Source organism: Psychrobacillus mangrovi (assembly GCF_037104765.1).
In the GTDB taxonomy this organism is placed as follows: Bacteria; Bacillota; Bacilli; order Bacillales_A; family Planococcaceae; genus Psychrobacillus; species Psychrobacillus mangrovi.
Genome location: NZ_JBAWSY010000002.1, coordinates 316,523 through 342,992, shown reverse-complemented (window position 1 = coordinate 342,992; position 26,470 = coordinate 316,523). Strand labels below are relative to the sequence as shown.

General features: G+C 38.1%; 23 protein-coding genes and 1 riboswitch. Of the genes, 21 read left to right on the top strand and 2 right to left on the bottom strand.

Going from position 1 to position 26,470, the window contains the following annotated elements; all coding sequences use genetic code 11:
- Positions 1–236 precede the first annotated feature (236 nt).
- Positions 237–2,303, bottom strand: a complete 2,067-nt coding sequence (locus tag WAX74_RS04695; protein WP_336496503.1) for a transglycosylase domain-containing protein — start codon at positions 2,301–2,303, stop codon at positions 237–239.
- A 179-nt stretch (positions 2,304–2,482) separates the two neighbouring features.
- Between WAX74_RS04695 and speE the strand changes: the two genes are divergently transcribed.
- From speE to WAX74_RS04660, 7 genes are all read left to right on the top strand, one after another.
- Positions 2,483–3,316: a spermidine synthase gene (gene speE / locus WAX74_RS04690; protein ID WP_336496502.1), complete on the top strand. Its 834-nt coding sequence runs from the start codon at positions 2,483–2,485 to the stop codon at positions 3,314–3,316.
- 4 nt (positions 3,317–3,320) lie between these two features.
- The gene (gene speB, locus WAX74_RS04685) at positions 3,321–4,193 is read left to right on the top strand and encodes an agmatinase (protein ID WP_336496501.1); all 873 of its coding nucleotides are present in this window, start codon (positions 3,321–3,323) and stop codon (positions 4,191–4,193) included.
- An 824-nt stretch (positions 4,194–5,017) separates the two neighbouring features.
- Positions 5,018–5,437: a YwiB family protein gene (locus WAX74_RS04680; RefSeq protein WP_336496500.1), complete on the top strand. Its 420-nt coding sequence runs from the start codon at positions 5,018–5,020 to the stop codon at positions 5,435–5,437.
- On the top strand, positions 5,438–7,105 hold the full coding sequence (gene argS, locus WAX74_RS04675) for an arginine--tRNA ligase (RefSeq protein WP_336496499.1): 1,668 nt from the start codon (positions 5,438–5,440) through the stop codon (positions 7,103–7,105).
- Between the two features lie 336 nt (positions 7,106–7,441).
- Complete coding sequence (locus WAX74_RS04670; RefSeq protein WP_336496498.1) at positions 7,442–9,040, top strand: sensor histidine kinase; 1,599 nt, start codon at positions 7,442–7,444, stop codon at positions 9,038–9,040.
- 20 nt (positions 9,041–9,060) lie between these two features.
- On the top strand, positions 9,061–9,765 hold the full coding sequence (locus tag WAX74_RS04665; protein ID WP_336496497.1) for a response regulator: 705 nt from the start codon (positions 9,061–9,063) through the stop codon (positions 9,763–9,765).
- Between the two features lie 223 nt (positions 9,766–9,988).
- Positions 9,989–11,311, top strand: coding sequence for a CitMHS family transporter (locus WAX74_RS04660; protein WP_336496496.1), 1,323 nt, complete (start codon positions 9,989–9,991; stop codon positions 11,309–11,311).
- A gap of 353 nt (positions 11,312–11,664) precedes the next feature.
- Here WAX74_RS04660 and yyaC read toward each other — a convergent pair whose 3' ends face one another.
- Complete coding sequence (gene yyaC, locus WAX74_RS04655) at positions 11,665–12,252, bottom strand: spore protease YyaC (RefSeq protein ID WP_336496495.1); 588 nt, start codon at positions 12,250–12,252, stop codon at positions 11,665–11,667.
- 632 nt (positions 12,253–12,884) lie between these two features.
- A riboswitch (cobalamin riboswitch) is annotated at positions 12,885–13,024 on the top strand.
- A 129-nt stretch (positions 13,025–13,153) separates the two neighbouring features.
- Here yyaC and WAX74_RS04650 point away from each other — a divergent pair.
- The 14 genes from WAX74_RS04650 to WAX74_RS04585 all read left to right on the top strand — a co-directional run bounded on the left by WAX74_RS04650 (position 13,154) and on the right by WAX74_RS04585 (position 26,299).
- A complete protein-coding gene (locus WAX74_RS04650) occupies positions 13,154–14,122 on the top strand; it encodes an ABC transporter substrate-binding protein (protein WP_336496494.1) in 969 nt (322 codons plus the stop codon).
- A 4-nt stretch (positions 14,123–14,126) separates the two neighbouring features.
- Positions 14,127–15,110 carry a FecCD family ABC transporter permease gene (locus WAX74_RS04645; RefSeq protein ID WP_336496735.1) on the top strand — a complete coding sequence of 328 codons (984 nt, stop codon included), beginning with the start codon at positions 14,127–14,129 and terminating at the stop codon, positions 15,108–15,110.
- A 1-nt stretch (position 15,111) separates the two neighbouring features.
- The gene (locus WAX74_RS04640; RefSeq protein WP_336496493.1) at positions 15,112–16,581 is read left to right on the top strand and encodes an adenosylcobinamide amidohydrolase; all 1,470 of its coding nucleotides are present in this window, start codon (positions 15,112–15,114) and stop codon (positions 16,579–16,581) included.
- Position 16,582: 1 nt separating this feature from the next.
- Positions 16,583–17,542, top strand: coding sequence for an adenosylcobinamide-phosphate synthase CbiB (cbiB, locus tag WAX74_RS04635; protein WP_336496492.1), 960 nt, complete (start codon positions 16,583–16,585; stop codon positions 17,540–17,542).
- On the top strand, positions 17,529–18,605 hold the full coding sequence (locus WAX74_RS04630) for a pyridoxal phosphate-dependent aminotransferase (protein WP_336496491.1): 1,077 nt from the start codon (positions 17,529–17,531) through the stop codon (positions 18,603–18,605). Before cbiB ends, WAX74_RS04630 begins: the two co-directional genes overlap by 14 nt.
- Positions 18,578–19,108, top strand: a complete 531-nt coding sequence (locus tag WAX74_RS04625; RefSeq protein ID WP_336496490.1) for a bifunctional adenosylcobinamide kinase/adenosylcobinamide-phosphate guanylyltransferase — start codon at positions 18,578–18,580, stop codon at positions 19,106–19,108. Before WAX74_RS04630 ends, WAX74_RS04625 begins: the two co-directional genes overlap by 28 nt.
- Before the next feature lie 9 nt (positions 19,109–19,117).
- On the top strand, positions 19,118–19,939 hold the full coding sequence (locus WAX74_RS04620) for a cobyric acid synthase (protein WP_336496489.1): 822 nt from the start codon (positions 19,118–19,120) through the stop codon (positions 19,937–19,939).
- Positions 19,936–20,685, top strand: coding sequence for an adenosylcobinamide-GDP ribazoletransferase (gene cobS / locus WAX74_RS04615; RefSeq protein WP_336496488.1), 750 nt, complete (start codon positions 19,936–19,938; stop codon positions 20,683–20,685). The genes WAX74_RS04620 and cobS overlap by 4 nt, the downstream gene beginning before the upstream one ends.
- Positions 20,655–21,254, top strand: coding sequence for a histidine phosphatase family protein (locus WAX74_RS04610; protein WP_336496487.1), 600 nt, complete (start codon positions 20,655–20,657; stop codon positions 21,252–21,254). The genes cobS and WAX74_RS04610 overlap by 31 nt, the downstream gene beginning before the upstream one ends.
- A complete protein-coding gene (locus tag WAX74_RS04605) occupies positions 21,206–21,586 on the top strand; it encodes a bifunctional adenosylcobinamide kinase/adenosylcobinamide-phosphate guanylyltransferase (RefSeq protein ID WP_336496486.1) in 381 nt (126 codons plus the stop codon). The genes WAX74_RS04610 and WAX74_RS04605 overlap by 49 nt, the downstream gene beginning before the upstream one ends.
- A 5-nt stretch (positions 21,587–21,591) precedes the next feature.
- The gene (locus WAX74_RS04600) at positions 21,592–22,182 is read left to right on the top strand and encodes a cob(I)yrinic acid a,c-diamide adenosyltransferase (protein WP_336496485.1); all 591 of its coding nucleotides are present in this window, start codon (positions 21,592–21,594) and stop codon (positions 22,180–22,182) included.
- A 5-nt stretch (positions 22,183–22,187) separates the two neighbouring features.
- Entirely contained in the window at positions 22,188–22,670 is a 483-nt protein-coding gene (locus WAX74_RS04595; protein ID WP_336496484.1) for an ECF transporter S component, read from the top strand.
- The gene (locus tag WAX74_RS04590) at positions 22,663–23,325 is read left to right on the top strand and encodes a hypothetical protein (protein ID WP_336496483.1); all 663 of its coding nucleotides are present in this window, start codon (positions 22,663–22,665) and stop codon (positions 23,323–23,325) included. Before WAX74_RS04595 ends, WAX74_RS04590 begins: the two co-directional genes overlap by 8 nt.
- A gap of 820 nt (positions 23,326–24,145) precedes the next feature.
- Positions 24,146–26,299, top strand: a complete 2,154-nt coding sequence (locus WAX74_RS04585) for a (Fe-S)-binding protein (protein WP_336496482.1) — start codon at positions 24,146–24,148, stop codon at positions 26,297–26,299.
- The last annotated feature ends 171 nt before the right edge of the window (positions 26,300–26,470 follow it).

Genomic DNA, 26,470 nt, shown 5'->3' with positions numbered 1-26,470 from the left:
TTTTATGGCTTTATATGGTTGAATTAATATAAAAAAGAAAGTACAATTTACTTAAAGCTTACTTAACAGTAATGCTAGGACACTTAGTGAAAGTCACTATGTAAGAACAAGTGGAATTGTGACAACCCAATCCGATTACTACAAGTTTTCTGCAAGATTTTTTACTAAGAAAAAGCTTTCGATTACCTTAATTTAGGTGATCGAAAGCTTTTTATTTTTCCAGATGAATTATAAATTTATTCTCCAAAGAAGGAGAAAGGGAATAGGGACCATGGTTCATCATCTTCGTTTTCTTCGAACGTATGCTGTTTCAGTTTAGGATCAGTACATAATTTTTTTGGAACATCTTTTTCCTTTAAGTAGACTAGTCGTTGTTTGCTGCAAGCAGAAGTTGCAATTCCACCGGTTTCTATATCGACAATAACTCCTCGAACACCGGGTGGAGAAATAAACGGCTCTACAGGCAATCCTTGATGTGCTTTTTCCATAAATTCAATCCAAACTTGCTTCGTAACTTGCTTGGCTTCCGCGTCACTTACTTGTTTTCCTTGGTCATAGCCATTCCAAACACCTGCAGTTAATTGAGGAGAGAAGCCGACAAGATATTGGTCAGTATTAGTCGTTCCTGATTTTGCTGCATATGGTCGCGATTGCTTCGCACGAATACTAATGCCTGTTGCTGGAGAGTAATCATTAAAAATTGGATCAAACATCCCTGTCATTAAATGAGATAATAAAAATGCATCTTGTTCTAGCAATACTTTTTTCTCTTTCAGTTTTTCATTTTCCACATCATAAATGACTTTACCATCATTATCTGTAATTTTAGTTATAAAGGTAGGTTTTCTTTGAATTCCTTTTGCTGAAATGGTGTTATAAGCTTTCGTCATTTGTAACAAAGATACCTCAGATGTTCCAAGAGCCGTTGCTGGTGTATCTGCAACTTTCATATTGATATCAAATCGTTCAATTAATTGCTGGAAGCGTTTATATCCAACTTCCTCTAGTGTTTTTACGGCATATATATTATCTGATATAGCAAGGGCCTGTGCCAAGGAAATAGGGTGATCTGCAAATTCACCATTCACATTTTTCGGCTCATACTCCTGACGCCCACTATCATACGTAAAAATAGTACGTTCGCTTTTCAAATAGGTGAGTGGGGAAAATCCGTTTTCAAGTGCCGCTGCATATAATAATGGCTTAATGATTGAACCAGGTTGCCTTTTGGCTTGCGTCACGCGGTTAAATGGACTTTCTGCATAATTACGTCCTCCAACCATTGCGGTCACATATCCAGTTTTAGGTTCCATGCTAACAAATCCAATTTGAAGCTCGCCCTCTGGCATCCATTTTTCAATACTTTCCTCAGCTGCTTGTTGATGTTGTTTATTTAAGGTTGTTTGAATTGTCCAACCACCTTCTTCTATACGATGACCTTTACTCTGAACAATTCGACTTGCTTCTTTCCAAACTTCTTCTAAAAAGTAAGGGGCTGTTTTCTTCGTTACAATAGAATCTTCTGCTTTCAAGACGTATTTTTCATCTAAAGCCTGTTTTCTCTGTTCTGCTGATATAAATTCTTGGTTTTCCATTAGTTTCAATATAAGTTGTTGGCGAGTGACTGCTTTTTCTTCATTTACTATTGGAGAATAATGTGTAGGCCCCTTTGGAACAGCCATCAATAAAGCGGATTCTGCAAGTGTCAGCGATTTTGCGCTTTTTCCATAATAATATCTACTTGCTGCTTCCACACCGTACATTCCATGTCCAAAGTAGACAGTATTTAAATAGCCTTCTAGTAAGTCATCTTTTTCATAAAAAATTTCTAATCTATATGCGTACAAAGCTTCATTAATTTTACGATTCCATGATTTTTCATGCGTTAAAAATAAGTTTCGTGCATATTGTTGGGTGATTGTACTAGCACCTTCTACTTTTCTGCCGGCTTTTACATCTTTCAATAAAGCAGAAGCAATTCGAGAATAATCAAACCCATTATGCTCATAAAACTCTTGATCTTCTACTGCAATAGCGGCTTGTGCAACGAAAGGAGACATCTCTTCTAAAGAAATCCAATAACGTCTCTGTTCGTTAAATCGATCTCCAATCACATTTCCTTGATGATCTAAAAAAACTGAAGAAATAGGTACTTGAATAATAGGTGCCCCAACGATTTGTGCATAAATACGGAGAGTAACAAATGCACTGAAAAACGCGCAAATAGCAGCAACACTTAGTAGAATAATCCTTTTCATGCGTTTTGAACGACTGGCTTTTTTTCGGTATTGTGCACGACGCATAAAAATCTACTCCGTTCTTTTTCGATGTTTTCATTAGTATGAGAACAATAGATTCAAATTAAACAGTGAAAGAAAAAACTATTGCACTTTCTTCAAAAACCTCTATACTTTCCTTTGTATTTATTTTTTTGATAAACTACATATAACAAAAAAATCATATTGGTAAGGGAGATAGATAAATGGCTGGATTTTGGTTTACAGAAAAACAAACCGAGAATTTTGGCATCACAATGAAGGTAAAGCGTACACTTCATACAGAGCAAACGGATTTTCAACTGTTAGAGATGGCAGAAACAGAAGAGTGGGGGAATATGCTCTTTTTAGACGGAATGGTTATGACGTCACAAAAAGATGAGTTTGTATACCATGAAATGGTTGCGCACGTTCCTTTATTTACACATCCAAATCCAGAAAACGTATTAGTTGTTGGAGGCGGAGACGGTGGAGTAATTCGTGAGATTATGAAGCATCCAAAAGTGAAAAAAGCTACTCTTGTTGATATAGATGGAAAAGTAATCGAGTATTCTAAAAAATATTTACCTGAAATCGCATGTGAGCTAGATAATCCACGTGTGGATGTTCAAGTTGGAGACGGCTTTATGCATATTGCTGAATCTGAAAACGAATATGACGTAATTATGGTAGATTCTACAGAGCCAGTTGGACCTGCTGTGAATCTATTTACAAAAGGTTTCTATGCCGGGATTTCAAAAGCACTTAAAGAAGATGGATTATTCGTTGCACAGTCGGACAACCCTTGGTTCAAAGCGGACTTAATCAGACAAGTGCAAAAAGATGTAAAAGAAATTTTCCCAATTACAAATATGTACTTGGCGAACATTCCAACATATCCGAGTGGTCTATGGTGCTTCACAATTGGTTCGAAAAAATACGATCCACTTCAAGTGCCGGACGAGCAATTCTTTGATATTGAAACAAAATATTACACAAAAGAACTTCACAAAGCAGCTTTCGTATTACCTAAATTTGTGAAGGATTTAGCAGGAGAGTAAGCCGATGAGATTTGACGAAGCTTATTCAGGGAACGTATTTATTAAAAGTAATCAAAACTACGAAGAAGCCCAAGCGGTAATTTACGGTATGCCAATGGACTGGACGGTTAGTTACCGTCCAGGTTCACGCTTTGGCCCGCAACGAATTCGTGAAGTATCAATTGGTTTAGAGGAGTATAGCCCATATTTAGACCGTGAGCTAGATGATGTAAACTATTTTGATGCCGGGGATATTCCACTTCCTTTCGGAAATGCTTCCAAAAGTTTAGATTTGATCGCTGGTTTTATTCGTCAGCTTCTACAAGATGGCAAGATTCCTGTAGGGATGGGCGGGGAGCACTTAGTATCATGGCCAGTTATGAAAACAGTAGCGGACAAATACGATAACCTTGCGATTATTCATATGGATGCTCACACTGATTTACGTGAGCAATATGAAGGAGAACCACTTTCCCATTCCACACCGATTCGTAAAATTGCAGAACACATTGGTCCAAAGAATGTTTATTCTTTCGGAATTCGTTCTGGAATGAAAGAAGAATTCGACTGGGCAAAAGAAAATGGCATGCACATCGCTAAATTTGAAGTATTGGAGCCTTTAAAAGAAGTGCTTCCTACATTAGATGGCCGACCTGTTTATGTAACGATTGATATAGATGTATTAGATCCTGCTCATGCACCTGGCACAGGAACGGTAGACTGCGGCGGTATTACAAGTCGCGAGCTACTTGCTTCAATCCATGCAATTGCGAACTCAGGTGTCAATGTAGTCGGTTTCGACTTAGTAGAAGTAGCTCCAATTTACGACTCATCGGAACAAACAGCTAATACTGCATCGAAGTTACTACGCGAAATGATTCTAGGCTGGGTGAAATAGAAAGCAATTTTCTATTCTATCTGCGGTGCTGAACTAAGTGAAACAAACAGCAAACACTTTACTAGTAAATATCAAGAGAAATAATTTTATGTTTTGTTAATAAATAGCATTTAATTGAGACGATTTCATAATTACTTTTTCTAATTTTAAAAGGGAACATTTTTAATGATATATTGATTGTTCGTGAAAATAAAAATTTTTTTTCGATGATTGAAGCGGAAGGGGGCGACTCCAGCGGGAATAGCTTGAGCTGAAGACCCCGCAGGAGCGAAGCGATGAGGAGGCTGAAGCCAAGCCCGCGGAAAGCGTCCGCCTGAAGCGGAGATCAACTTTGTTCGGATATCAATTGTTTGTTCCTTATTATGAAATTGACTCGAATATATAATAAAATAATCAGAAGGTCCTTGTGTAGAAATGTGCACAAGGACCTTTTAAAATTGTTATTTTAGATTGATACTAATAGAACCATTTCCTTTGTTTCAATACCATTTCCAGAGCCAATTGAGTAATAGATTGTCCCCATAGTTTTCATGGATGGTTTTTTATCAAATCAATTTTTTATTTGGCCTCGATTATGATGAAATGGTCTCGCTTTTTGGAAATTGGTTGTGGTTAATGACAGATTGGTCTCGGTTATCGCTGAAATGGTCTCGTTAATCCATTTACTGGAATTGCGCTGTCGTTCTAGGAGGTATTCCTTTTTGGATTAGTTGTCACATAAGTGAACTTTAAGATATAATGTGAAGGTTATATATATACATGGATCATATAAAATGTACATAAAATAGGTATTCTACTTAAAAATGATTTAAAGGATGAAAGCAATGTCTCAACCATTAAAAAAGCCAGTAAATGTTCGTTTAAAATCTACTATTTGTCATCCAAATGTCGATAAGGAAATATTCGATATTCAAACGACTGGTGAACTAACGTTAAAAGGGAATCAGCCTTATTTAGTTTACGAAGAAATCCAGGATGAGAAAGTTGTGCGAACAACTGTGAAGCTTGGCGGTAAATCCGCTTTAATTTTGCGAAGTGGTGGAGTCAAAATGCGTTTGCCGTTTGAAAGAGGAGAGCTTCAAAACGGGAGCTACGATACGCTTTATGGCACATTAATGATAACTACAAATACGACGCACCTACATTTTGAAGATGGTCATTTTCATGTGGAATATGAGCTACTGATCAATGATGAGGTTGCTGGGACATATACATTAGAACTATTTTATACGGAGGCGAATTAAATGAACGCAGTAGAAAAGGTACAACAGTCCATTAAATTGGCATTGAAAGAAGCAATAATAAAAGCGGAATTAGTAGAGGTAGAGCAAATTCCTTCTATCCATTTAGAAACACCAAAAGACAAAGCAAATGGAGATTATGCAACTAATATTGCTATGCAACTAACAAAGCTTGCTAAAAGAAAGCCTCGTCAAGTAGCTGAAGCGATTGTTGAAAATCTTAATATGTCAGGTACGATGATGGAGAAGATTGACATCGCAGGGCCAGGATTCATGAATATTACTGTTCGAAAAGATTATTTACAGGAAGTTGTAAAAGCAGTCCTTACGGAAAAAGAAAATTACGGACGCACAACTTCTGGTGCTGGGGAAAAAATTCAAGTAGAATTTGTTTCAGCAAATCCAACTGGTGACTTACATTTAGGCCATGCTCGTGGAGCATCTGTAGGAGATTCATTATGTAATGTGCTTGATTTTGCTGGATACGATGTAGCACGCGAATATTATATTAATGACGCTGGAAATCAAATTCACAACTTAGCAGTATCCATTGAAGTGCGTTATTTTGAAGCATTAGATCTAAAAAAAGAAATGCCTGAAGATGGTTACCGTGGTCAAGATATAATCGATATTGCTGCAAATCTTGTGAAAGAGCATGGCGATAAATTTACAACTTTGTCAGATGAAGAACGATATAAAGCATTCCGTGCACACGGTTTGAAAGTAGAACTTGCTAAATTACAAAAAGATCTAGCAGATTTCCGTGTTGGCTTTGACAACTGGTTCTCTGAAACTTCATTATACGAAGACGGTAAAATTGAAGTAGCTCTCAACAAATTAAAAGCAAATGGTCACATTTTTGAAGAAGAAGGAGCAACTTGGTTCCGCTCCACTACTTTTGGAGATGACAAAGACCGTGTATTGATAAAAAGTGATGGCTCTTTCACATATTTATTACCAGATATCGCCTATCATGAAGACAAATTGGTTCGTGGTTTCGACCAACTGATTAACATTTGGGGAGCAGACCACCATGGCTATATCCCACGTATGAAAGCGGCAATCGAGGCACTTGGATATGAGCGCGAAAAATTAGAAGTATCGGTTATTCAAATGGTTCAACTGTATAAAGACGGCGAAAAAATGAAAATGAGTAAGCGTACAGGGAAGGCAGTTACAATGCGTGAGCTTGTAGAAGAAGTTGGATTGGATGCGGTTCGTTATTTCTTCGGGATGCGTTCTGGTGATTCTCATATGGATTTTGATTTAGATTTAGCTGTTTCTCAGTCAAATGAAAACCCTGTATATTATGCACAATATGCACATGCACGTATTTGCTCTATTTTACGCTCAGCTGAAACACAAGAGATGAATGCAGCAACCGACTCACTTGAGTTATTACAAAGTGAAAAAGAACTAGACCTATTGAAAAAAATTGGTGACTTCCCACAAGTAGTAGCGGACGCTGCAAAACTTCGTGCACCTCACCGTGTGGCAACATATATTCAAGAACTAGCTGCAACATTCCATAGCTTCTACAATGCAGATAAAGTATTGAACCCAGAAAACATGGCACTATCAGAAGCTCGACTAGCTCTAGTAACATCTGCTCGTCAAACAATTGCAAATGCTCTACGTTTAATTGGCGTAGCTGCTCCTGAAAAAATGTAATAAAGAACACTTCGACTTTATCGGAGTGCCAGTTAGTATAAATGATCAAGTTGAACAAGTTGTTAAATTGTAATTATACTAGTGCCCTGGGCTGGATAAACGTCAGCTAAAAAGATTATCAAAAACAGAAGAGCGGGAAGTGGCTATGCCACTTTCCGCTCTTTCAAATTCCTAAGCTAATCATGTTACTGATGTATCATACAAAGCACTCCAATGATGGTGGAGATTACGCACTTACTCGGCGCGGGCACTTTTTTATCATAAGTTATTCCATTGAAGAAATATAAATCAAACTATATAATAATATTTTATATACTAAAGGTGTGAGGCTAAAATATGAATGTTTCAGCTAAAAAATCCCGAGTCACTTTACTGACACAAATGACGCTACTCATCATAGTTGTTGTGTTGCTCAGTACATTGCTTGTAAGTATTCTTTTTTCTAGAATGCTAGACGATATTGTAGAAAAAAATATGGGACAGCAAGCGATGACAGTCGCTAAACTAACCGCTCAAAATCCAACAATTATTGAAGCATTTGACGATGCTAATCCATCCAAAAGTATTCAACCAATTTCAGAAATAATACGCCAAACAAGTGGTGCTGACTATGTAACTGTCGCGAATGAGAAAGGACTACGATACTCGCATCCTAATCCTAAAAACATTGGAAAACCAACAGCGACGAGTAATGATCCGGTCCTCCAGGATCACGAGTCCATCATTTACAGAGGGAGCGGGATATCAGGACCTGCGATAAAAGCAAAAACGCCTATTTGGAACAGCAAAGGGGAAGTAATTGGTGTTTCTTCTGTAGGTTTTTTAGTAGAAAATATAGAGCAGCAAGTACAAGGTTATAGAAAACACATCATTCAATTAGCCATTATTCCGCTCATTGTAGGAATAGGCGGTGCTATATTAATAGCGAGAAGATTAAAGAAGCTGACTTTCGGGTTGGAACCAGAAGAAATTTCTTTTCTTTTTACAGAAAAAGAAGCAACTATCGAATCCATTCGAGATGCAACGATTACAGTTAATAATGAAAAAAGAATTACATCCATGAATAAACGAGCACGTGAACTATTCGATGAACAACAGCTTATCATTGGGTCAGTTATAACGGATAACCAACTGGAAAGTTATATTAATGATGCAATTGAAACAAAAGGTAGTTTTATGAACAAGAAATTAATGCTGGATCAACAATTCTATGTTTTAGATACTTCTCCAATAGTGATAGCGAGCGACGTCAAAGGTGTTGTTTTAACAATTCGGGCTGTCTCGGAAATTGAACAATTGACTGAAGAATTTTCTAAAATAAAAACTTTTTCTGAAAACATGAGAGCCCAAAATCATGAGTTTTTAAACAAATTAAATACAATTTATGGGTTACTTACTTTAAAAGAATACGATCGTGCTATTAAGATCGTCTCTTCAGAAGTTAGCGAGCGACAAGATATCATTTCTTTTCTCATGTCGTCTGTGAAAGATCCTTTAATTGCAGCTTGTTTACTTGGTAAAATGAATCGATCTAAAGAATTACAAGTAAGTTTGGAAATTGACCCAGATAGTCGATTAGACAGCGTTTTAGATAATACAATGTCAAATCATTTCGTACCAATCATTGGGAACATAATTGAAAATGCAATGGAGGCGGCAAGGAAAAAGGGAGAACATAAAGGTAAAGTCAAAGTTTCCTTTACAGATCTAGGAAAAGAAATTATTTTTGACATAGAAGACAACGGACAGGGCATTCCGATTATGATGGAAGATATCATTTTCAAAGATGGATACACAACTAAAAGTGGAGAAAATCATGGAATTGGTTTAGCGATTGTAAAAAATTCAATCGGATTATTGAATGGCCAAATTTATGTCGATAAAAGTGAGTTAGGGGGAGCAAGGTTTACAATAGTTATTCCTCAAAACAGTTAGATCGAATAGGAGGTGTGAATATGTCTAATGAGACGATTAATGTAATTATCGTGGAGGACGATGCAGATGCTGCAAATATCTATAAGCATTTCACCAATGAAATTGATCATTTTAATGTAATTGCTACAGCCAGTTCGGGAAGCCAAGCACTACAATTATTAAAGGTTATACACCCCCAGCTAATCTTGCTCGATGTTTTTTTACCTGACATGAATGGAATTGAACTTCTTAGGGAAATTCGAAAGGAGTATCGAGGAATAGATGTTATTATGATCACCGCTGCAAACGACACTGAATCTGTTAGCGAAGCAATACGTGGTGGAGCTTTCGGTTACCTAATAAAACCTATCATAATCGACAAGCTTATCGCTGCACTAATACAATATGACGTTGTGAGAGGTCAACTATATCAAAATCAATCTGTAAATCAAGACAATATAGATGACTTGTTTCGATCAAATAATAAACTGAAGCAGGTAGCAAATACTCCGAAAGTAGCCTATCCAAAAGGAATTGACAAACATACTTTGAAATTAGTCAGAAGTAAAATTCAAAACGTATTGGAAAGCCTAAGTGCAGATGAGTTCAGTCAACTGGTTGGAATAAGTTATTCAACAATGCGAAGATATTTGGAATATCTAGTTTCACTTGAAGAAATGGAAGTAGAAATAATATATGGAAGTGTCGGAAGGCCAGAAAGGAAATATAAATTATTAACCAAGTAAATCCCTATTGATGAGTCTTATACTCTCATCAATAGTTTTTTTTTGCACTTTAACATATCATCGTGAAAAATATGAAAACAATACAAACTATAAAAAAAATACCTATTATTCTCTTTATATATTCGAAATAACTAATAGCTGATAATATTTTAACAAGAAAGCGCTATCATTCAGATAAATTTTAGTTGGTAGTTTATGTTTATAAAGTAATGGGGGGTAAAATATGTTAGCTTTTTTAGGGTTTTCAATGGTTGCGGTATTCATGTATTTAATCATGTCGAAGCGACTTTCAGCTTTAGTTGCTATTATGGTCGTGCCTATCGTATTTGGTATACTAGGTGGATTCTTGACTGAGTTAGGGCCAATGATGCAAGAAGGTGTAGAAAAAGTAGCACTTACAGCTATAATGATCTTATTTGCAATTTTATACTTTGGAATAATGATTGATACGGGTCTTTTTGATCCTTTAATTTCTAAAATACTGCAAGTGGTTAAAGGCGACCCTTTAAAGATAGTAATAGGGACTGCTGTACTATCTATGATGGTTGCGTTAGATGGAGATGGAACGACTACATATATAATTACTGTTTCGTCTTTATTGCCACTTTATAAGCGACTTGGAATGAACCGTCTAGTATTAGCGACAGTAGCAATGCTATCTATGGGTGTTATGAACATGACGCCTTGGGGTGGAGCATCGGCGATGGCAATGGCATCGTTAGGACTTGATTCGTCAGAACTATTCATCCCGATGATTCCGGTTATGGGTATCGGACTCATTTGGGTTCTTGTTGCTGCGTTTATGCTAGGAAAAATGGAACGTAAAAGAGTCGGTGTTATTGAACTTGAACCAATTCAAAAGAAAAGAAATAATCAGTTCGAGGGTAATCCTGAACTTGCTGCAACAGCTGAAGTTCCAGATTATAAACGACCGAAGCTTGTATGGTTCAACCTTGGATTGACGATTGTTCTCATGGCTTGTTTAATCATTGACTTTATGTCTTTGGCAATTCTCTTTATGATCGCTTTTGGAATTGCATTGCTTGTCAATTATCCAGAATTGAAATTACAGCAAGAACGTATTGCAGCACATTCTAAAAATGCGTTAGCTGTAGTATCTATTGTTATTGCTGCAGGTATTTTCACTGGTATTATGAGTGGCACAGAAATGATCGATGCGATGGCACAAACATTAGTCGCTATTATTCCTGACGCTTTAGGACCTTATTTAGCGGTAATCGTGGCATTTATAAGTGCACCTTTTACTTTCTTCATGTCAAATAATGCATTCTATTTTGGGGTGCTCCCTATTATTGCGCAAGCTGCGGAAGCTTATGGAGTAAGTGCAGTAGAAATTGGTCGTGCGTCATTGATTGGTCAACCTGTCCATGTATTAAGTCCTTTAGTTGCAGCGGCTCATTTATTAATCGGCTTAGTTGGTACTGAGTTCGGTGATTTACAACGATTTGCATTGAAATGGGCTTTTGGTACAGTTATCGCTATGACAATTGGTGCAATCATTCTAGGTGTTATTACAATTGGATAAAAAAAAATGACGATGGATCAAAAAGGATTGATCGTCTCAGCTTGACGACGAAAGTATTTCTATAAACGATTATGAATAATAATAAATATTCCTATAGAGGTTGATTAATCCATTTAATAAAGAAGTAAATATCTATAAGGAATTGTTTATAAGGCAAGGACCACCACGAAGACTCCTGTGGGAACAGCTTGAGCAGAAGACCCCGCAGGTACGCGAGTACCGAGGAGGCTGAAGCCAAGCCCACGGAAAGCGAAGTGGTGGTCCTTGCCGAATTTAATATACAACTCTATGCACCAAAAATTGAGTTTGTCTACAGTCTGAGACGATGAATCAAAAAGGATTCATCGTTATTTTTATATTGTTCTTATTTTGACTGACTTCAATAAAATTGCAGATGTAATTTTTGCAAGGCTCATAACAGTGCTTAATCTCGTATTATTTAAAGAGTTTGTAGGAAAGCTCGGATCTAAATAGTTTACAATCGCTTTTAATTGATAGTTTCCCACTTCGGGCAGCGGATTATTTATAGCATTTCCAGGAATGAGGGGACCATCTTTTAATATAATTGATCCGATTTGGTGATTATCTCCTAAACAGGCATCCACACTAAAAATAATTGGTTCATTGAACTGGGTATTAATTTCTTTTAATACCGCTTTTAAATTTAGTGCGTGAACGGGCTCTTCGATTGTTCCAAATACATGATGTGGAAAGTTTTTTTCTTTTAGCATCGTTCCAACAAAGGGACCGAAAGAATCCCCAGTCGATCGATCTGACCCAATACATAAAAAGATAATATCACTGGTGCCAGTCTCACATAATGTTCTGAGCAGATAAGACATCTCATTCATATCTTCTTCTGTCGAAGAATTTAATGAATAACTGTAATACAACTTCTTAGTTTGTATATGCACTCTACTTCTTTTCTTAAAAGGAAACAACCCGTTGCCCCCCAAAAATAATAGTTTTTTTATTATAGTATCACGAAAACATTTTTACTGAAAGTTTTGAATAATAACTCTCTTTTAAAATTTGCATTACTATTCTAAAAAGAAAGGATATGAGATTGGAGTTCATAAGATAGAAATAGTAAGTATTCCCTTAATAGAGTGATGGATAGCGTCCGAAATTGCATCTTCGGGAGCTTACAATCTGTTAAAATAGCATCTATTCACTAATTACCCAAAAGCTATTAACCAGTTTCCAAAAGTTGAAGGGGAGCGACGAACAGACTGAAGCAACATGATTACTTAAAAAAGAGAAGGGGTGGTCGTGAAGATAGACACGGCCAACCCTTCAAAATAATCCTACGGTAACTTTGAAGCCAAAGTTTGTCCAAAGCAATTCGAAAACAATAGAAGCAAGGTTTTGCTTTATAAAGTACGCTTGCGTTTGAATGAATCGGTCGAATAAAGTCGGAAATCGGTTGAATACGACTAGTATCGGTCGAATAAAGTCAAAAATCGGTTGAATACCATTAGTATCGGTCGAATACGACTAGAATCGGTCGAATACTATGAAAACTTCTGTCGACAATAAATAGTTTTGAGGTATAATGAAATCGATGCATCATGAATATTTTTAACATGAAGGTGCTTGCTAGTTTGCTAGTAAGTTAAAAGGGAAGCTGGTGCAAGTCCAGCGCGGTCCCGCCACTGTAAGTGATTGAACATGATCACAAGTCAGAAAACCTGCCTTTATGCGTTTACACTTTACTACCTACGAGGATAGGTTATGTGTGAGTCCGCTTTGGCATGCTTGACCCTAGCAGATTTATACCTATTCTATCTCTCGTTCATTGGACGAGAGATTTTTATTTGCACAAAAATGGAGGAATTGAGAATGAAGAAGTTATGGCAATTATGGATGACATCCGCTCTAGCAGTATTATTGTTAGTTGGATGTTCTCAAGAAGAAGCAAAACCTGTAGAAGAAAATGAAACTACACAAGAGGAAGCAACAATAGAAGAAACAGAATTTCCAATTACGATGACCGATGCGGTTGGCAATGAAATAACTTTGGAAGAGGCACCGAAAACAATCGTTTCGATGTTGCCAAGTAATACAGAGATTTTATTCGCGCTTGGACTTAATGAAGAGATTATTGGAGTAAACGATTTTGATAATTATCCTGAGGAAGCGCTTGAAAAAGAGAAAATTGGTGGTATGGAATTCAATGTAGAAAAAATTGTTTCCATGAATCCAGAAATCGTATTTGCACATGAGTCTATGTTAGGAGTCGGTGAAGCTGGTTTACAACAAATCCGTGACGCTGGCGTAAAAGTGTTTGTCGTAAAAAATGCGGCTGATTTTAATGAAACATATACAACCATTGAACAAATTGGTCGTGTAACTGGAAAATTACCAGAAGCACAAAAAATTGTAGAAGATATGAAAGCGAAAGTAGAAGATGTAAAAGAAAAGGTAGCAAATGTAGAAACGAAGAAGACTGTATTTGTTGAGACTTCCGATGTTCCTGAAATTTATACACCTGGTAAAGGGACATTTATGCAGGAAATTTTAGATATGGTAAATGCAGAGAATATTGCTGCTGATCAAGAAGGCTGGTTTAAAATTGAGCCAGAGGAAATTGTAAATCGTAACCCAGATGTAATTATCGTTATGTATAGCTATGTAGAAGAAATTGTAGATAGCGTAAAGGCTCGTGATGGTTTTGATTCCATTACTGCTGTGAAAAATGACGCAGTAGTACAAGTGGATGAAAACTTAACAAGTCGTACAGGTCCACGCCTTGCAGAAGGATTAGAAGAAGTAGCGAAAGCAATTTATCCTGAGGCATTTAGTGAGTAAAGCCATGATCGGCTACACCTTGTCTATTATTGCGCTTATAGTGGCAATATGGCTAGGTGTATCGGTCGGATCCGTAAAGGTACCGATCAGCACATTATGGGATAGGGGAGCAGATGAAATCGCGACCAATATTGTTTGGAAAATTCGCTTGCCACGGGTTGTGCTTGCAGGGTTAGTTGGTGCATCACTAGCAATTGCTGGAGCCGCGTTTCAAGGTTTGTTAAAAAACCCGCTTGCCGATCCTTATACGTTAGGAGTGTCGTCCGGTGCCTCTGTAGGCGCTGTGGCTACGCTCTTTTTCGGTATTTCGGTACCCTTTCTAGGAATCTATACATTACCTATATTCAGTATGATCGGTGCATTAGTTACGATGCTTCTTGTTATTACATTTGCCAAACTAGTCGACCGTGCGATGAAAATGGAGACGATTATATTAACAGGAATCATTTTTAGTTCTTTTTTAGGCTCAGTTATTTCATTAATGATTGCGTTAACAGGAGAAGAGCTAAGACAAATCATCGGTTGGCTGCTTGGTAGTGTATCGATGCGAGGCTGGAGCTTTGTACAGATGTCATTACCTTTTATCGTCATTGGTTCGGTTTTATTAGCTTTAAACAAAAGAGAATTAAATGCACTTTTATTTGGTGAAGAACGAGCAAAACATCTTGGAGTAAATGTAAAAAGAAGAAAGATGATGATCTTGATTGGCGGGTCCATGTTGACGGGAACTGCAGTTGCAGTATCTGGAACAATCGGTTTTGTAGGGCTTGTCGTTCCTCATATGACGAGACTTTTATTTGGATCTGATCACCGACATGTATTGCCACTTAGCTTTATCAATGGGGCTACCTTATTAATCATCTGTGATTTAGTTTCGCGTACCATTATTTCACCAACTGAACTACCTATTGGAGTGATTACAGCTTTTATTGGGGCACCAGTATTTGCATTTATTTTCTTTAGACAACGGAAAATAGGAGGCGTTTAATATGTTGAAAGTAGAAAACTTGTCCGGTGGTTACGACCATAAATTAATCGTTAAAAACGTCTCTTTTGAAGTTGAAAAGGGAGAAATGCTTGGAATACTTGGGCCCAACGGAAGTGGAAAATCTACATTATTGAAGGTAATGAGTGGGATTTTGCCAATTAGTTCTGGTGATGTATTAATCGATGGGAAATCACTTCAATCATACTCATCCAAAGAGCTCGCTAAAAAAATGGCTGTTTTGCCGCAAATACATAGTCATTCATTTTCACACACGGTTAGAGAAACAGTAGCTCTTGGACGATACCCACATCAAAGTGGATGGTTTTCCTCTTGGTCAACTGAAGATGAAGAAGCTGTTATGGAAGCAATGAAGCTAACAGCGATGGAAGTATATGAGCATCAATCACTTGACCTATTGTCTGGTGGAGAACAGCAGCGTGTATTTGTGGCACAAGCACTTGCACAACAAGCACCAATATTATTGCTCGATGAACCGACAAACCACCTAGACATTGCTCACCAAAAACAATTGCTCGATACTATTAAAACGCAAACAATTGAAAAAGGAATTACCATCATCAGCGTATTTCATGATATAAATCTTGCGTCCCTATACTGTGATCGGCTGTTATTAATGGAGCGGGGGGAGATTAAAGCAATCGGAGAGCCTCATGAAGTAGTTAAGAAAAATCAGATTGAAACAGTGTACCAAGCACGAGTTAGCACGAATCCACATCCAGAACGCCCGAAGCCACAAATTACTATTCTTCCAGACGTGAAAGAAAAGATAGTTGATGACCTAATAACTACCGAAAACTTTCAGGTTTCAGAAGAGCTCGTTGTATTTCGAGCAGAAAAGCAACTAAAAACATGGTCATCAGCTGTAATAAATGCTGGAAGCGGATGGTATCGATCATTTGTAAATAGAAGAGTGGATACACATTACGCTTGTGATAATGTGCACGTTGAAATGCTAGATTATTTAAAGAATAGAGGGTTTTCTGAAGCTGATACAGTCGGAATGATGACTGCAGTTCAGACAACTGACGCAGTAATAAAAGAATATAACACCACGTTTGGCAGTATTGTCATTATGGTTACTGCTGGGGTAGGGAATGCAGTTGACGTATCGAGAGCACATGAGGTTGAAATGTTACCCGCAATTGGAACTATTAATACATGGATTATTGTGAACGGAGAGCTCGCAGAAGAAGCATTCATACAAGCAGTGATAACAGCAACAGAAGCAAAAACGAAAGCTCTAACTGCTGAATCTGTAATGGATCCGCGTACAGGCACAATCGCAACTGGAACGTCCACAGACAGCATATTAGTTGCTGCGACACAGCAAGGGAGCCATATTCCATATGCTGGGCCAATCACAGAAATCGGAAAAAAAATTGGGCTCGGAGTGTATGAATGTACAGTGAAAGCAATCCAAACTTATAAAAAAGCAAAAGGCTGGGTGTAGGATGGGTCCGCATATTATTGCCATAGCGATTGGCCTAGTACTAGATAAAATAATAGGTGATCCGCCAAATTGGCCGCACCCTGTTAGATGGATTGGCAATCTTATTTCGAAGCTTACCTCTTGGCTAAATAAAGGGAATGGACGGAAAACAAAAGGATTCTTACTTGTTTTCATTGTAGTAGGAATTACTTTCTTCGTTACAGTCGCGATTTTAACCGCTGCTTACTCTGTTCATGTGATTGTTGGCATTGCATTGGAAAGTATATTGATTGCTTCTGGGCTTGCGCAAAAAAGCTTGAAGGATGCTGCGATGGAAGTTTATAAACCTTTAGTGGATAATGATTTACCAGAAGCAAGACAAAAACTTTCGTGGATTGTTGGACGCGATACGGGAAAATTAGATGAAAAAGAGATCACGCGAGGTGTCGTAGAAACAGTTTCTGAAAACATAAGCGATGGAATCACCGCTCCTCTCTTTTATGCATTTTTATTTGCAGGTGCTCCTGGACTTTGGGTATATAAGGCAATTAATACACTGGATTCGATGGTTGGGTACAAAAATGAAAAGTACGAGGAGTTCGGTTATGCATCTGCAAAGCTAGATGACATCGCTAACTACATACCAAGCCGCATGACTGGCTATATTATCATGCTTTGGGGGAAGAAAGAAAGCACACTACCTTTTAAAGAACGAATGAAAGGGTGGTGGCTGGATGCAAAAAAACATCCAAGTCCAAATAGTGGCTATTTAGAAGCTGCGACTGCCTACCAACTTGGAATTCAACTAGGTGGAATAAATACATATAAAGGAATCATTTCTAACCGTGCACGAATGGGGATTAGTGAGTTTCCACTAAACCCAAGCCATATATTAAGTTCCATCTCCCATTTGAATACAGCTGTATTTCTATTTTGGCTTTGGTTGATGGTGATTGGAGGAGTTTTATTTGTCATTACCTAATCATGGAGCAAATGCTAATCATCTCTATGAACGTCTTGGAATAAAGATGCCTGAAGCGGTGATAGATTATAGTGAAAATGTGAATCCTCTAGGACCACCACCTTTTGTTAAAGAGCATTGGGAATCATATGCAAGTTTAATCACTAAATATCCTGATCCATACGGAGAGCCATTTTTATCAGCTGCGGCTGCCTATCATAAAGTTACGGTTGATCAGATAATAGTAGGGAATGGGGCAGCAGAAATTTTCGCTAGTCTTGCAAAACGGTATGAAAACAAACGTGCAGTTTTGATTCACCCTACATTTTCGGAATACACTTCGACACTTACTCCTTATCATGTGTACATAAAAGAAATTATCGCGTTACAAGCATTACCTATGGAAGAAGTATTGGATGAAATAGAGTTTGCAGAGGTTATTTATATTTGTAGACCGAATAACCCTACTGGGTACTTAATTTCATTAGAAGAAATTATACAAATAGCAGAGTATGCGAAAAGGTATAAATGTGAAGTCATTTTAGATGAAGCTTTTCTTGATTTTATTGATGAAAGAGAATCATTTATCCCGCTCTTAAAAGGCTTTCCGAACGTGATTGTTGTTCGTTCGATGACAAAAATGTATGCAATCCCAGGATTACGACTTGGCTATGCAATAGCTATTGAACAGATTATTAACGAAACTCGTGCAACCATGCCGCATTGGAATAGTAATGCCATAGCGACAACGATTGGTGCAGCTTGCTTGAAGGAAGAGGAATATCGACTGCAGGCAATTGCTTTTGCGGGAGTCATGCGAGAGAGATTTACTGTATTTCTCGAAAATTGGCATTGCGAAGTGCTTCCATCTAGAACGAATTTTGTTTGCTTTCAACTTCCTAATCCTGACCGTTCGAAGGAGTTTTTTACGTATTTATTAGCAAAGGGTTGTGTTCTTCGGCATACCGAGAATTTTAAAGGACTAGACGGTAAATGGTTTCGCGTCGGAATGAAAGAGGAGTTACATATGGAGCGATTGCAGAAGGAGATGACCGCATGGTTCGAGGAAAACTGGTCTTCATAACGGGTGGAGTCCGCAGCGGAAAAAGCAGCTTCGCTGAGAAATATTTGATGAATGAGCAGGCAAAACGAAACGTGTACGTCGCGTCGGGAGTTGCAGTTGACGTAGAAATGAAGAAACGGATTGAACGGCATCAGCAGGACCGTGAGAGTTATCAGGTCGAGTGGGTTACCATAGAACAGCCTCGACACTTCGAGAATATACTCCCCCATATCCAAGATGGAGACGGAATCCTTTGGGATTGTGTCACCACCTGGCTTGCCAACGAGCTGTATGAAGGAGAAATGGAGACAATTGAAGAACGTCTCTACGATGCAATCGATCAATTAGTAGAAAAAGCAAAAGTAGTGATTATCGTTTCGAATGAAGTGCTGGATGAGCCTTTATCCCAACATGAAAGTGTCGTCCTCTATCAAAAGTGGATCGGCCGAATTCATCAACGGCTTGTGGCGAAAGCGGATTATGCCTTTGAGATGGAATATGGATTAAGTCATCAATGGAAATGAGGAATATAAGTGAAAGGTTTAATGGTGCAAGGAACTGCTTCAAGTGTAGGAAAAAGCTTAGTGTGTACGGCAATTTGCCGCTTACTTGCGAACGAAGGGAAACGAGTAGCACCTTTTAAATCTCAAAACATGTCTAGTTTAAGTATATACACGAAAGATGGTCTTGAAATAAGTGTTTCGCAAGCTTTACAAGCAAGAGCAGCTAAAACTTCTTATTTGCCTGAGATGAACCCAATATTACTAAAGCCTAATGGAAATATGGAAACGGACATCATTCTATTAGGGCAAAAAGTAAACAAAATGAATGCAATACACTATCGTGAACAGTTTTTTGAAGAAGGACAAAAACTCATTCAAACCAGTTTAAAGATGCTATCAGATTCCTATGAGTACCTTGTTTTAGAGGGTGCAGGAAGTCCTGTCGAAATGAATTTAAGAGAACGCGAATTAGTGAATATGCGCGTTGCCGATATGGCAGATGTGCCTGTTTTATTAGTTGCCAATATTGAATACGGTGGGGTGTTTGCCTCTATGGTTGGCACACTTGCGCTGCTTCCGGAAACCCAAAGAGCAAGAGTGAAAGGAATCATAATTAACAAGTTTCAGGGAGATATTGCATTATTCCAAGATGGTATTGATTTTATTGAAGGGTATACAGGAGTGAAGGTTATAGGTGTTATTCCATACTTTCCAAATGAATTAGAGGAAGAAGATGGCATAGCAAAGAGCTCGGCTGCTGCTTCAGATGACCAAATAGATGCATGGACAGACCATTTTAAGAAGTATGTAAAATGGGAAAAAATAGTGGATATATTTGAGGTGGGCAATTGAATAGTCTTTTATTGGCACTTCAGTTTTTCACAATTATTCCTGTTCATAAAAATTTACCGATGGAAGAGCGGCAAATCTCTGGAATATATAGCTTATTCCCATGGATCGGAGCTAGTATAGGAGCAATTAGTTGTGCATTACTCTACTTTCAGTGGGGTCCATTGATGACAGCCTTTAGCATTGTTTTTATGGGAGTTCTGTTATCTGGTGGCCTCCATTTGGATGGTTTTATTGATACATCGGATGCATTTTTTTCCTATAGAGATCGAATGAAGCGCTTTGAGATTCTAGATGATCCACGGGTTGGAGCTTTTGGTGTGATGGCAGTTGTCTTATTGATTGTCGGAAAAGTGATTATAGTTTCAGAAGTATTGGCAGCCGAATCGTTTCATTGGATTTTTGTCTTGCTTCTCCCACTTTTCTCAAGAGCAGCACTTGTAATGCTATTTGGGTTAACGCGTAGCGCGAAAGAAAGTGGGCTTGCTTATTTTTTTAAGCAGAAGATGAATGCAAATGCTGTTATTCTAGCAACTGCATGTAATATCTTTGTTGGGCTTTTATTAATCGGATGGATGACGAGTTGGTTAATTGCCGTTACTTTTGCAGTTGTATTGCTAGTATTTATTTGCTTTTATCGCAATTGGGCACTCAAAAATTTTGGTGGTGTGACAGGAGATCTTCTAGGGGCATGTGTAGAAATTACGGAGGTGGTATTATGGCTGACGCTTTTACTATTACTCTCATAAGGCACTTGCCAACGCAAGGTAACCAAGAAAAAAAGTATATCGGCTGGTCGGACGAACCTATTTTAGCTGGAATGAAAACGAAAATATTGTCTCAAGAGATAAAACAAGTAGTCGGTAGTGATTTGTTACGCTGCAGACAAACAGCAAAACAGCTATTTAAAGAAATTCCTTATATTGTGAATGAAAAACTCCGAGAATGCTCCTTTGGTGATTGGGAAGAAAAAACATATAATAAATTAAAAGAGGATAGTTTATATCAGGCATGGCTAAACAGCCCTCGGCAATTGGCACCTCCGAATGGAGAGTCGCTTGAAAAGATGGAAGAGCGTGTGCTTGAAGGCTTTTATCATGTAGTAAATGAATTTGAGAATCCAGTAATTATTACACATGGTGGTCCTATTCGATTTTTATTAACAAAGTTTACGAGTGATGAAAAGAGTTTTTGGGAATGGAAAGTGCCGCATGGTTGTAACTATGAATTACGTTGGGTAGATAAGAAAGATGTACTGGAGGGGCAGCGATGCACGTCATTTTCGGTGGAGCATTTAATGGAAAACGAGCGTATGTAGAGCAGTTAGTACTGGAAAGAGAAGCGCAGTGGTTGGATGCTACAGAGGAATTCCCGGCTTTATTCCCAAAAACCGAAGTTGTAATTATTTTTGGGGTGGAAAATGTATTAGAAGATAAGTTAAATATGTTGCTTGAGCATTTTGAAAAATGGGATAAAAAGTTTGAGGTAATAGTCATTGCGACAGAAATTGGGCGTGGAATTGTCCCGATGGGTGCGAGCATGCGTAAGCTGCGAGATGACGTGGGAAGATTTTATCAACAGCTCTTTACAAGGGCAGAACGTGTCACACGAATTTGGTATGGTATTTCACAAACAATAAAAGGGAGATGATGGAGTTGAAAATTTACACAAAAACAGGTGACAAAGGGCAAACAGGATTAATCGGTGGAAGAACAGATAAAGATGATATTCGTGTAGAAACATACGGGACAATCGATGAAGTAAATTCGTTTATCGGAAAAGCAGTGACAGAGTTGGATTCTACTATTTTTGCGGATATCTTAGAAGACCTAGAGACTATTCAACACGAATTATTCGATTGTGGTGGCGACTTAGCAAACGTATCAAACCGTCGAGTATATAAAATGACGGATGTACCGATCGAAGCAATGGAAAAACGAATTGATGTACTAGTGGAGGAAGGGCCAGTATTAGAGCGCTTCATTTTACCAGGAGGAACTCCGGCAGCAGCAACTCTTCATATCGCGCGTACTATTACGAGACGTGCTGAGCGACAAATGGTGACACTGATGAAATCGGAAGAAGATGTTCCAGCAGTTGTACAACGCTACTTGAACCGTTTATCTGATTATTTATTTGCAGCAGCTCGAGTTGCGAATGCAAGAGAAAACGTGTCAGATGTAGAATATGTACGCAGTGCAAAAGTATTTAAAAATGTAGGAAGCGTGAAAAAAGAGGAGGCGTAAGGACGATGAAACTTCGTTTACTTACACTTGCAGCAATGTTTGCAGCACTATCCGCAATAGGTGCATTCGTTAAAATTCCAGTGGGGATTGGAAGTGCCGCACTAGATACTGTTCCGGCACTAGTATCAGCCGCTTTTTTGCCTCCTGTATATGCAGGAGCAGCATCATTAGTTGGACATTTATCTTCGGCGTTGTATGCTGGATTTCCTTTAGGACCGTTGCATATAATCATTGCTGTAGAAATGTTCATTATATTATTCGTATTTACGAAGCTACATCAAGGCGGCCATCATTTGGTGAAATGGTTATTTTTCATCGTTGCCAATAGTTTGCTAGCAACACTTCCATTTTACTGGATCATTTCTTCAGCATTTTTTGTAGGAGCCTTGCCTGGAATTACGATTGCAACCATATTAAATGCGGGAATTGCAATTATAGTCTCTCCAGTAGTTGAGCGAGTAATGGAGAGAGTGAAAACTCATGCGTAATGCGGTTTTATTGCCAAATGGGCTAGTACTGACTACCGATAACTCAGCAGGCATCGGGGAAAAAGTAGACGATGTAGTTCATGTAGAAGATGAAATAGTTGCATATTTTTGTGCAAGGGTTGCCTTGTTGGAGCAATGGGCAGCAGGGGCACATACAATTTCCATTGTCGTGCACAACTTTACGGGCAATAAAAGCTGGGATAAATATGTTGCTGGGATAGAAAAAGTGTTTAAAGAAATAGAACAATCCTGCCCAGTCGTAACAGGAAGTACTGAATCCAATATGGCAACTTTGCAATCTGCGATGGCTGTGACAATGATCGGAGAAAATCGATGGGCAAATGAATCGGAATTGAGATGGTTTGTGTACGGGAAACCATGTGTAGGTGAAGAAGTATTGGACCATATAGATAAAATTGCAGATTTGAAAAAGATATGGATCGCAATGGAAAATGGATTAGTCAAACAAGTATGGCCAGTAGGCTCTAATGGAATTGTCGGAGAATGCATCCGACTAGGTTTGCACGGGGAATTAACTGGATGGAACATAACGAAATCGGCTGGCCCGGCTACTTCTGTATTACTAGGAGTTGGAAGTGATCGGATAGAAGATGCGAAAAAGTATTTTGGAAAATATTTTGAAAAAATTCAATGAACAGAAGGGCTATCTCACATCGAGATAGCTTTTTATTATGAGAAATGGTTGCTGTTGGGGGAAAGTTGGTTGCTGATGGAATGGGATTGGTTGCTTACGCGGGGAAATTGGTTGCTTACGCGGGGAAATTGGTTGCTCACATGGTAGAATTGGTCGCTTTCACCCGTATAGTTACTTTTAATAGAAAATAATTCCAAATGTAATATGGTGCTAGTAATGAATAAAACCCATATCTCATAAACATAACTCTTTATTATGAGAAATGGTCTCGGTTGTGTGGAAATTGGTTGCGGAATTGAGTAAATTGGTCTCGGTAATGAATCAAATGGTCGCGGGTAGGATGCAAATGGTCTCGAAGTGCCTTATAGTAACTTTTAATAGAAAATAATTCCATGTGAAATTTGGTGGTAATGAATAAAACTCATCCCACATAAACATAACTCTTTATTATGAGAAATGGTCTCTGTTGTGTGGAAATTGGTTGCGGAATTGATTAAATTGGTCTTGGTAATGAATCAAATGGTCGCGGGTTGGAAGCAATTGGTCTCGAAGTGACGTTTAGTAACAATTAATAGTAAATAATTCCATGCAAGTTTACATAAATAGAAACATATATTGTACAAGTATTGCCTCATGTACATTTTATTTAAAAGAACAGCAAGCCTAAAAACAAATTTTCTACTATTTCGCACAATTTTGAATAAATAAGTATTGACTGAATGCTCATTCAGTTTTAATATTAAATTAATTCTTTATAAATCTATTAACCTAATGTATTCTAACCATAATATCATTTTACATCTTAGAGGGGGAGAATAAGATGAGTCCATTATTAATCGCAAACTGGTTACTGTTCATCGCAGTCACTTTGTATGCAATCGGTTTATTCGTATATCTACTTAAAACAAGGTATGCATATATCAAACTGGGGAAAAAAGTCGAATTTGAAGACAATGTGAAGGAAAGACTACGCAAAATTTGGGTGTATGTGTTTGGACAAAAGAAGCTTTTAAAGGATAAGAAAAGTGGAGCGATCCACGTCATGTTCTTTTATGGTTTTTTGCTTGTTCAGTTTGGAGCAATTGATTTTATTTGGAAAGGGTTAGCGCCAGATTCACATTTACCATTAGGTCCTTTGTATCCAGCGTTTACATTCTTCCAAGAGATCGTGACATTTGTTATTTTAATAGCTGTCGTGTGGGCATTCTACAGACGCTATATTGAAAAATTAGTTCGTTTAAAACGCGGTTGGAAAAATGGACTAGTTCTTATTTTCATCGGTGGTTTAATGGTTTCTGTTTTAGTTGGTAATGGTATGGGGATGATTTGGCATGGTCATGAAGCTACATGGTCAGAGCCGATTGCGTCATCTATTGCAACCATTTTTGGACTTGTTCCACCGACAGCAGCAGCAGTAGTATTCTATGCAATGTGGTGGGTACATCTTTTATTCCTACTAACATTCTTAGTGTATGTACCGCAATCAAAGCATTTCCACTTGATTACTGGTCCGGCAAATGTATACTTCCACCGATTAGACAATGTTGGAAAGTTACGTCCGATCAATTTTGAAGAGGAAGAAGACGAAGAAACAAATGAAGAGGAAATGCCTTCATTCGGAGTAGGTCGCATTCAAGATTTTACGCAAGCACAGATGATTGATTTCTATGCATGTGTAGAATGCGGACGTTGTACAAATATGTGTCCTGCTACGGGAACAGGTAAAATGCTTTCCCCAATGGACTTGATCGTAAAGCTTCGTGATCATTTAACATTAACTGGAGCAGTAGAAACGAAGAAAAAACCTTGGGTGCCTGCACTTGCGTTCCAAGGAACAAAAGGTAATCAACTTGCGATGGCTGCTGGTGCAGAAGGCGCAGTAATCGAAGATATTTATAGCCCATCCCTTATTGGTGACGTTATTACAGAAGAAGAAATTTGGGCATGTACAACTTGCCGTAACTGTGAAGATCAATGTCCAGTAATGAATGAGCATGTAGATAAAATTATCGACCTTCGCCGTTACCTAGTAATGACGGAAGGTAAAATGGATCCTGATGCACAACGTGCGATGACAAATATCGAGCGTCAAGGAAATCCATGGGGGTTAAACCGTAAAGAAAAAGAAAACTGGAGAGATGCACGTCCAGATATTCATATACCAACAGTGAAAGAAGTATCGAAAGCTGGAGAAGAATTTGATTACTTATTCTGGGTTGGCTCAATGGGATCCTTCGATAACCGTTCACAAAAGATAGCTTTATCGTTTGCGCATTTGATGAACGAGGCTGGAGTGAAATTTGCAATTCTTGGTAATAAAGAGAAGAACTCTGGAGATACACCACGCCGCTTAGGAAACGAGTTTTTATTCCAAGAGTTAGCTACAAATAATATTTCTGAATTTGAAAAAGCTGGGGTAACTAAAATAGTAACAATTGACCCGCATGCATATAATATCTTTAAAAATGAATATAGTGATTTTGGATGGAGTGGAGAAGTTCTTCACCACACAGAAATGCTATATGATTTAGTTCAAGCTGGTCGCTTGAAACCACAATACGCAGTAGAAGAAACAATTACATTCCACGACTCTTGTTATCTAGGTAGATACAATGATGTGTATGACGCACCTCGTGAAGTGTTAAAAGCTATTCCTGGTGTGAAATTAGTTGAGATGGATCGTAACCGTGAAAAAGGAATGTGCTGTGGAGCAGGTGGCGGATTAATGTGGATGGAAGAGCATGTTGGAAACAGAGTCAACGTTGCTCGAACAGAACAGGCTTTAGAAGTAAATCCAACAATCATTTCTTCTGGATGTCCTTACTGCTTGACGATGCTTTCTGATGGAACGAAAGCGAAGGAAGTAGAAGAAACAGTTGGAACATACGATATTGCGGAGCTTCTTGAAAAGTCTATTTTCGGAAAAGTAATTGGAACAGAAGAAGACGATGAAGTTGCACCTACTGTTCAATAATTAGACATTTAAATATTGCAAATAGTTTTATAGTTTCGTAAACTAGAGTTAATAAGTAGAGGGAGTGGAAGCACTCCCTTTTTCTAACAAAAGAAGTCGAGCGAGCGTTCAGTCAATTTTTTATTTTAAAGTATTTGAAAGCGATTTCAAAAAAAATGAAGGGGTGGCTAT

Bases quoted from the DNA above. Each gene is read 5' to 3' on its own strand.
- WAX74_RS04695 (WP_336496503.1), bottom strand. From the start codon at position 2,303: ATGCGTCGTGCACAATACCGAAAAAAAGCCAGTCGTTCAAAACGCATG.
- speE (WP_336496502.1), top strand. From the start codon at position 2,483: ATGGCTGGATTTTGGTTTACAGAAAAACAAACCGAGAATTTTGGCATC.
- speB (WP_336496501.1), top strand. From the start codon at position 3,321: ATGAGATTTGACGAAGCTTATTCAGGGAACGTATTTATTAAAAGTAAT.
- WAX74_RS04680 (WP_336496500.1), top strand. From the start codon at position 5,018: ATGTCTCAACCATTAAAAAAGCCAGTAAATGTTCGTTTAAAATCTACT.
- argS (WP_336496499.1), top strand. From the start codon at position 5,438: ATGAACGCAGTAGAAAAGGTACAACAGTCCATTAAATTGGCATTGAAA.
- WAX74_RS04670 (WP_336496498.1), top strand. From the start codon at position 7,442: ATGAATGTTTCAGCTAAAAAATCCCGAGTCACTTTACTGACACAAATG.
- WAX74_RS04665 (WP_336496497.1), top strand. From the start codon at position 9,061: ATGTCTAATGAGACGATTAATGTAATTATCGTGGAGGACGATGCAGAT.
- WAX74_RS04660 (WP_336496496.1), top strand. From the start codon at position 9,989: ATGTTAGCTTTTTTAGGGTTTTCAATGGTTGCGGTATTCATGTATTTA.
- WAX74_RS04650 (WP_336496494.1), top strand. From the start codon at position 13,154: ATGAAGAAGTTATGGCAATTATGGATGACATCCGCTCTAGCAGTATTA.
- WAX74_RS04645 (WP_336496735.1), top strand. From the start codon at position 14,127: ATGATCGGCTACACCTTGTCTATTATTGCGCTTATAGTGGCAATATGG.
- WAX74_RS04640 (WP_336496493.1), top strand. From the start codon at position 15,112: ATGTTGAAAGTAGAAAACTTGTCCGGTGGTTACGACCATAAATTAATC.
- cbiB (WP_336496492.1), top strand. From the start codon at position 16,583: ATGGGTCCGCATATTATTGCCATAGCGATTGGCCTAGTACTAGATAAA.
- WAX74_RS04625 (WP_336496490.1), top strand. From the start codon at position 18,578: ATGGTTCGAGGAAAACTGGTCTTCATAACGGGTGGAGTCCGCAGCGGA.
- WAX74_RS04610 (WP_336496487.1), top strand. From the start codon at position 20,655: ATGGCTGACGCTTTTACTATTACTCTCATAAGGCACTTGCCAACGCAA.
- WAX74_RS04605 (WP_336496486.1), top strand. From the start codon at position 21,206: ATGCACGTCATTTTCGGTGGAGCATTTAATGGAAAACGAGCGTATGTA.
- WAX74_RS04595 (WP_336496484.1), top strand. From the start codon at position 22,188: ATGAAACTTCGTTTACTTACACTTGCAGCAATGTTTGCAGCACTATCC.
- WAX74_RS04590 (WP_336496483.1), top strand. From the start codon at position 22,663: ATGCGTAATGCGGTTTTATTGCCAAATGGGCTAGTACTGACTACCGAT.
- WAX74_RS04585 (WP_336496482.1), top strand. From the start codon at position 24,146: ATGAGTCCATTATTAATCGCAAACTGGTTACTGTTCATCGCAGTCACT.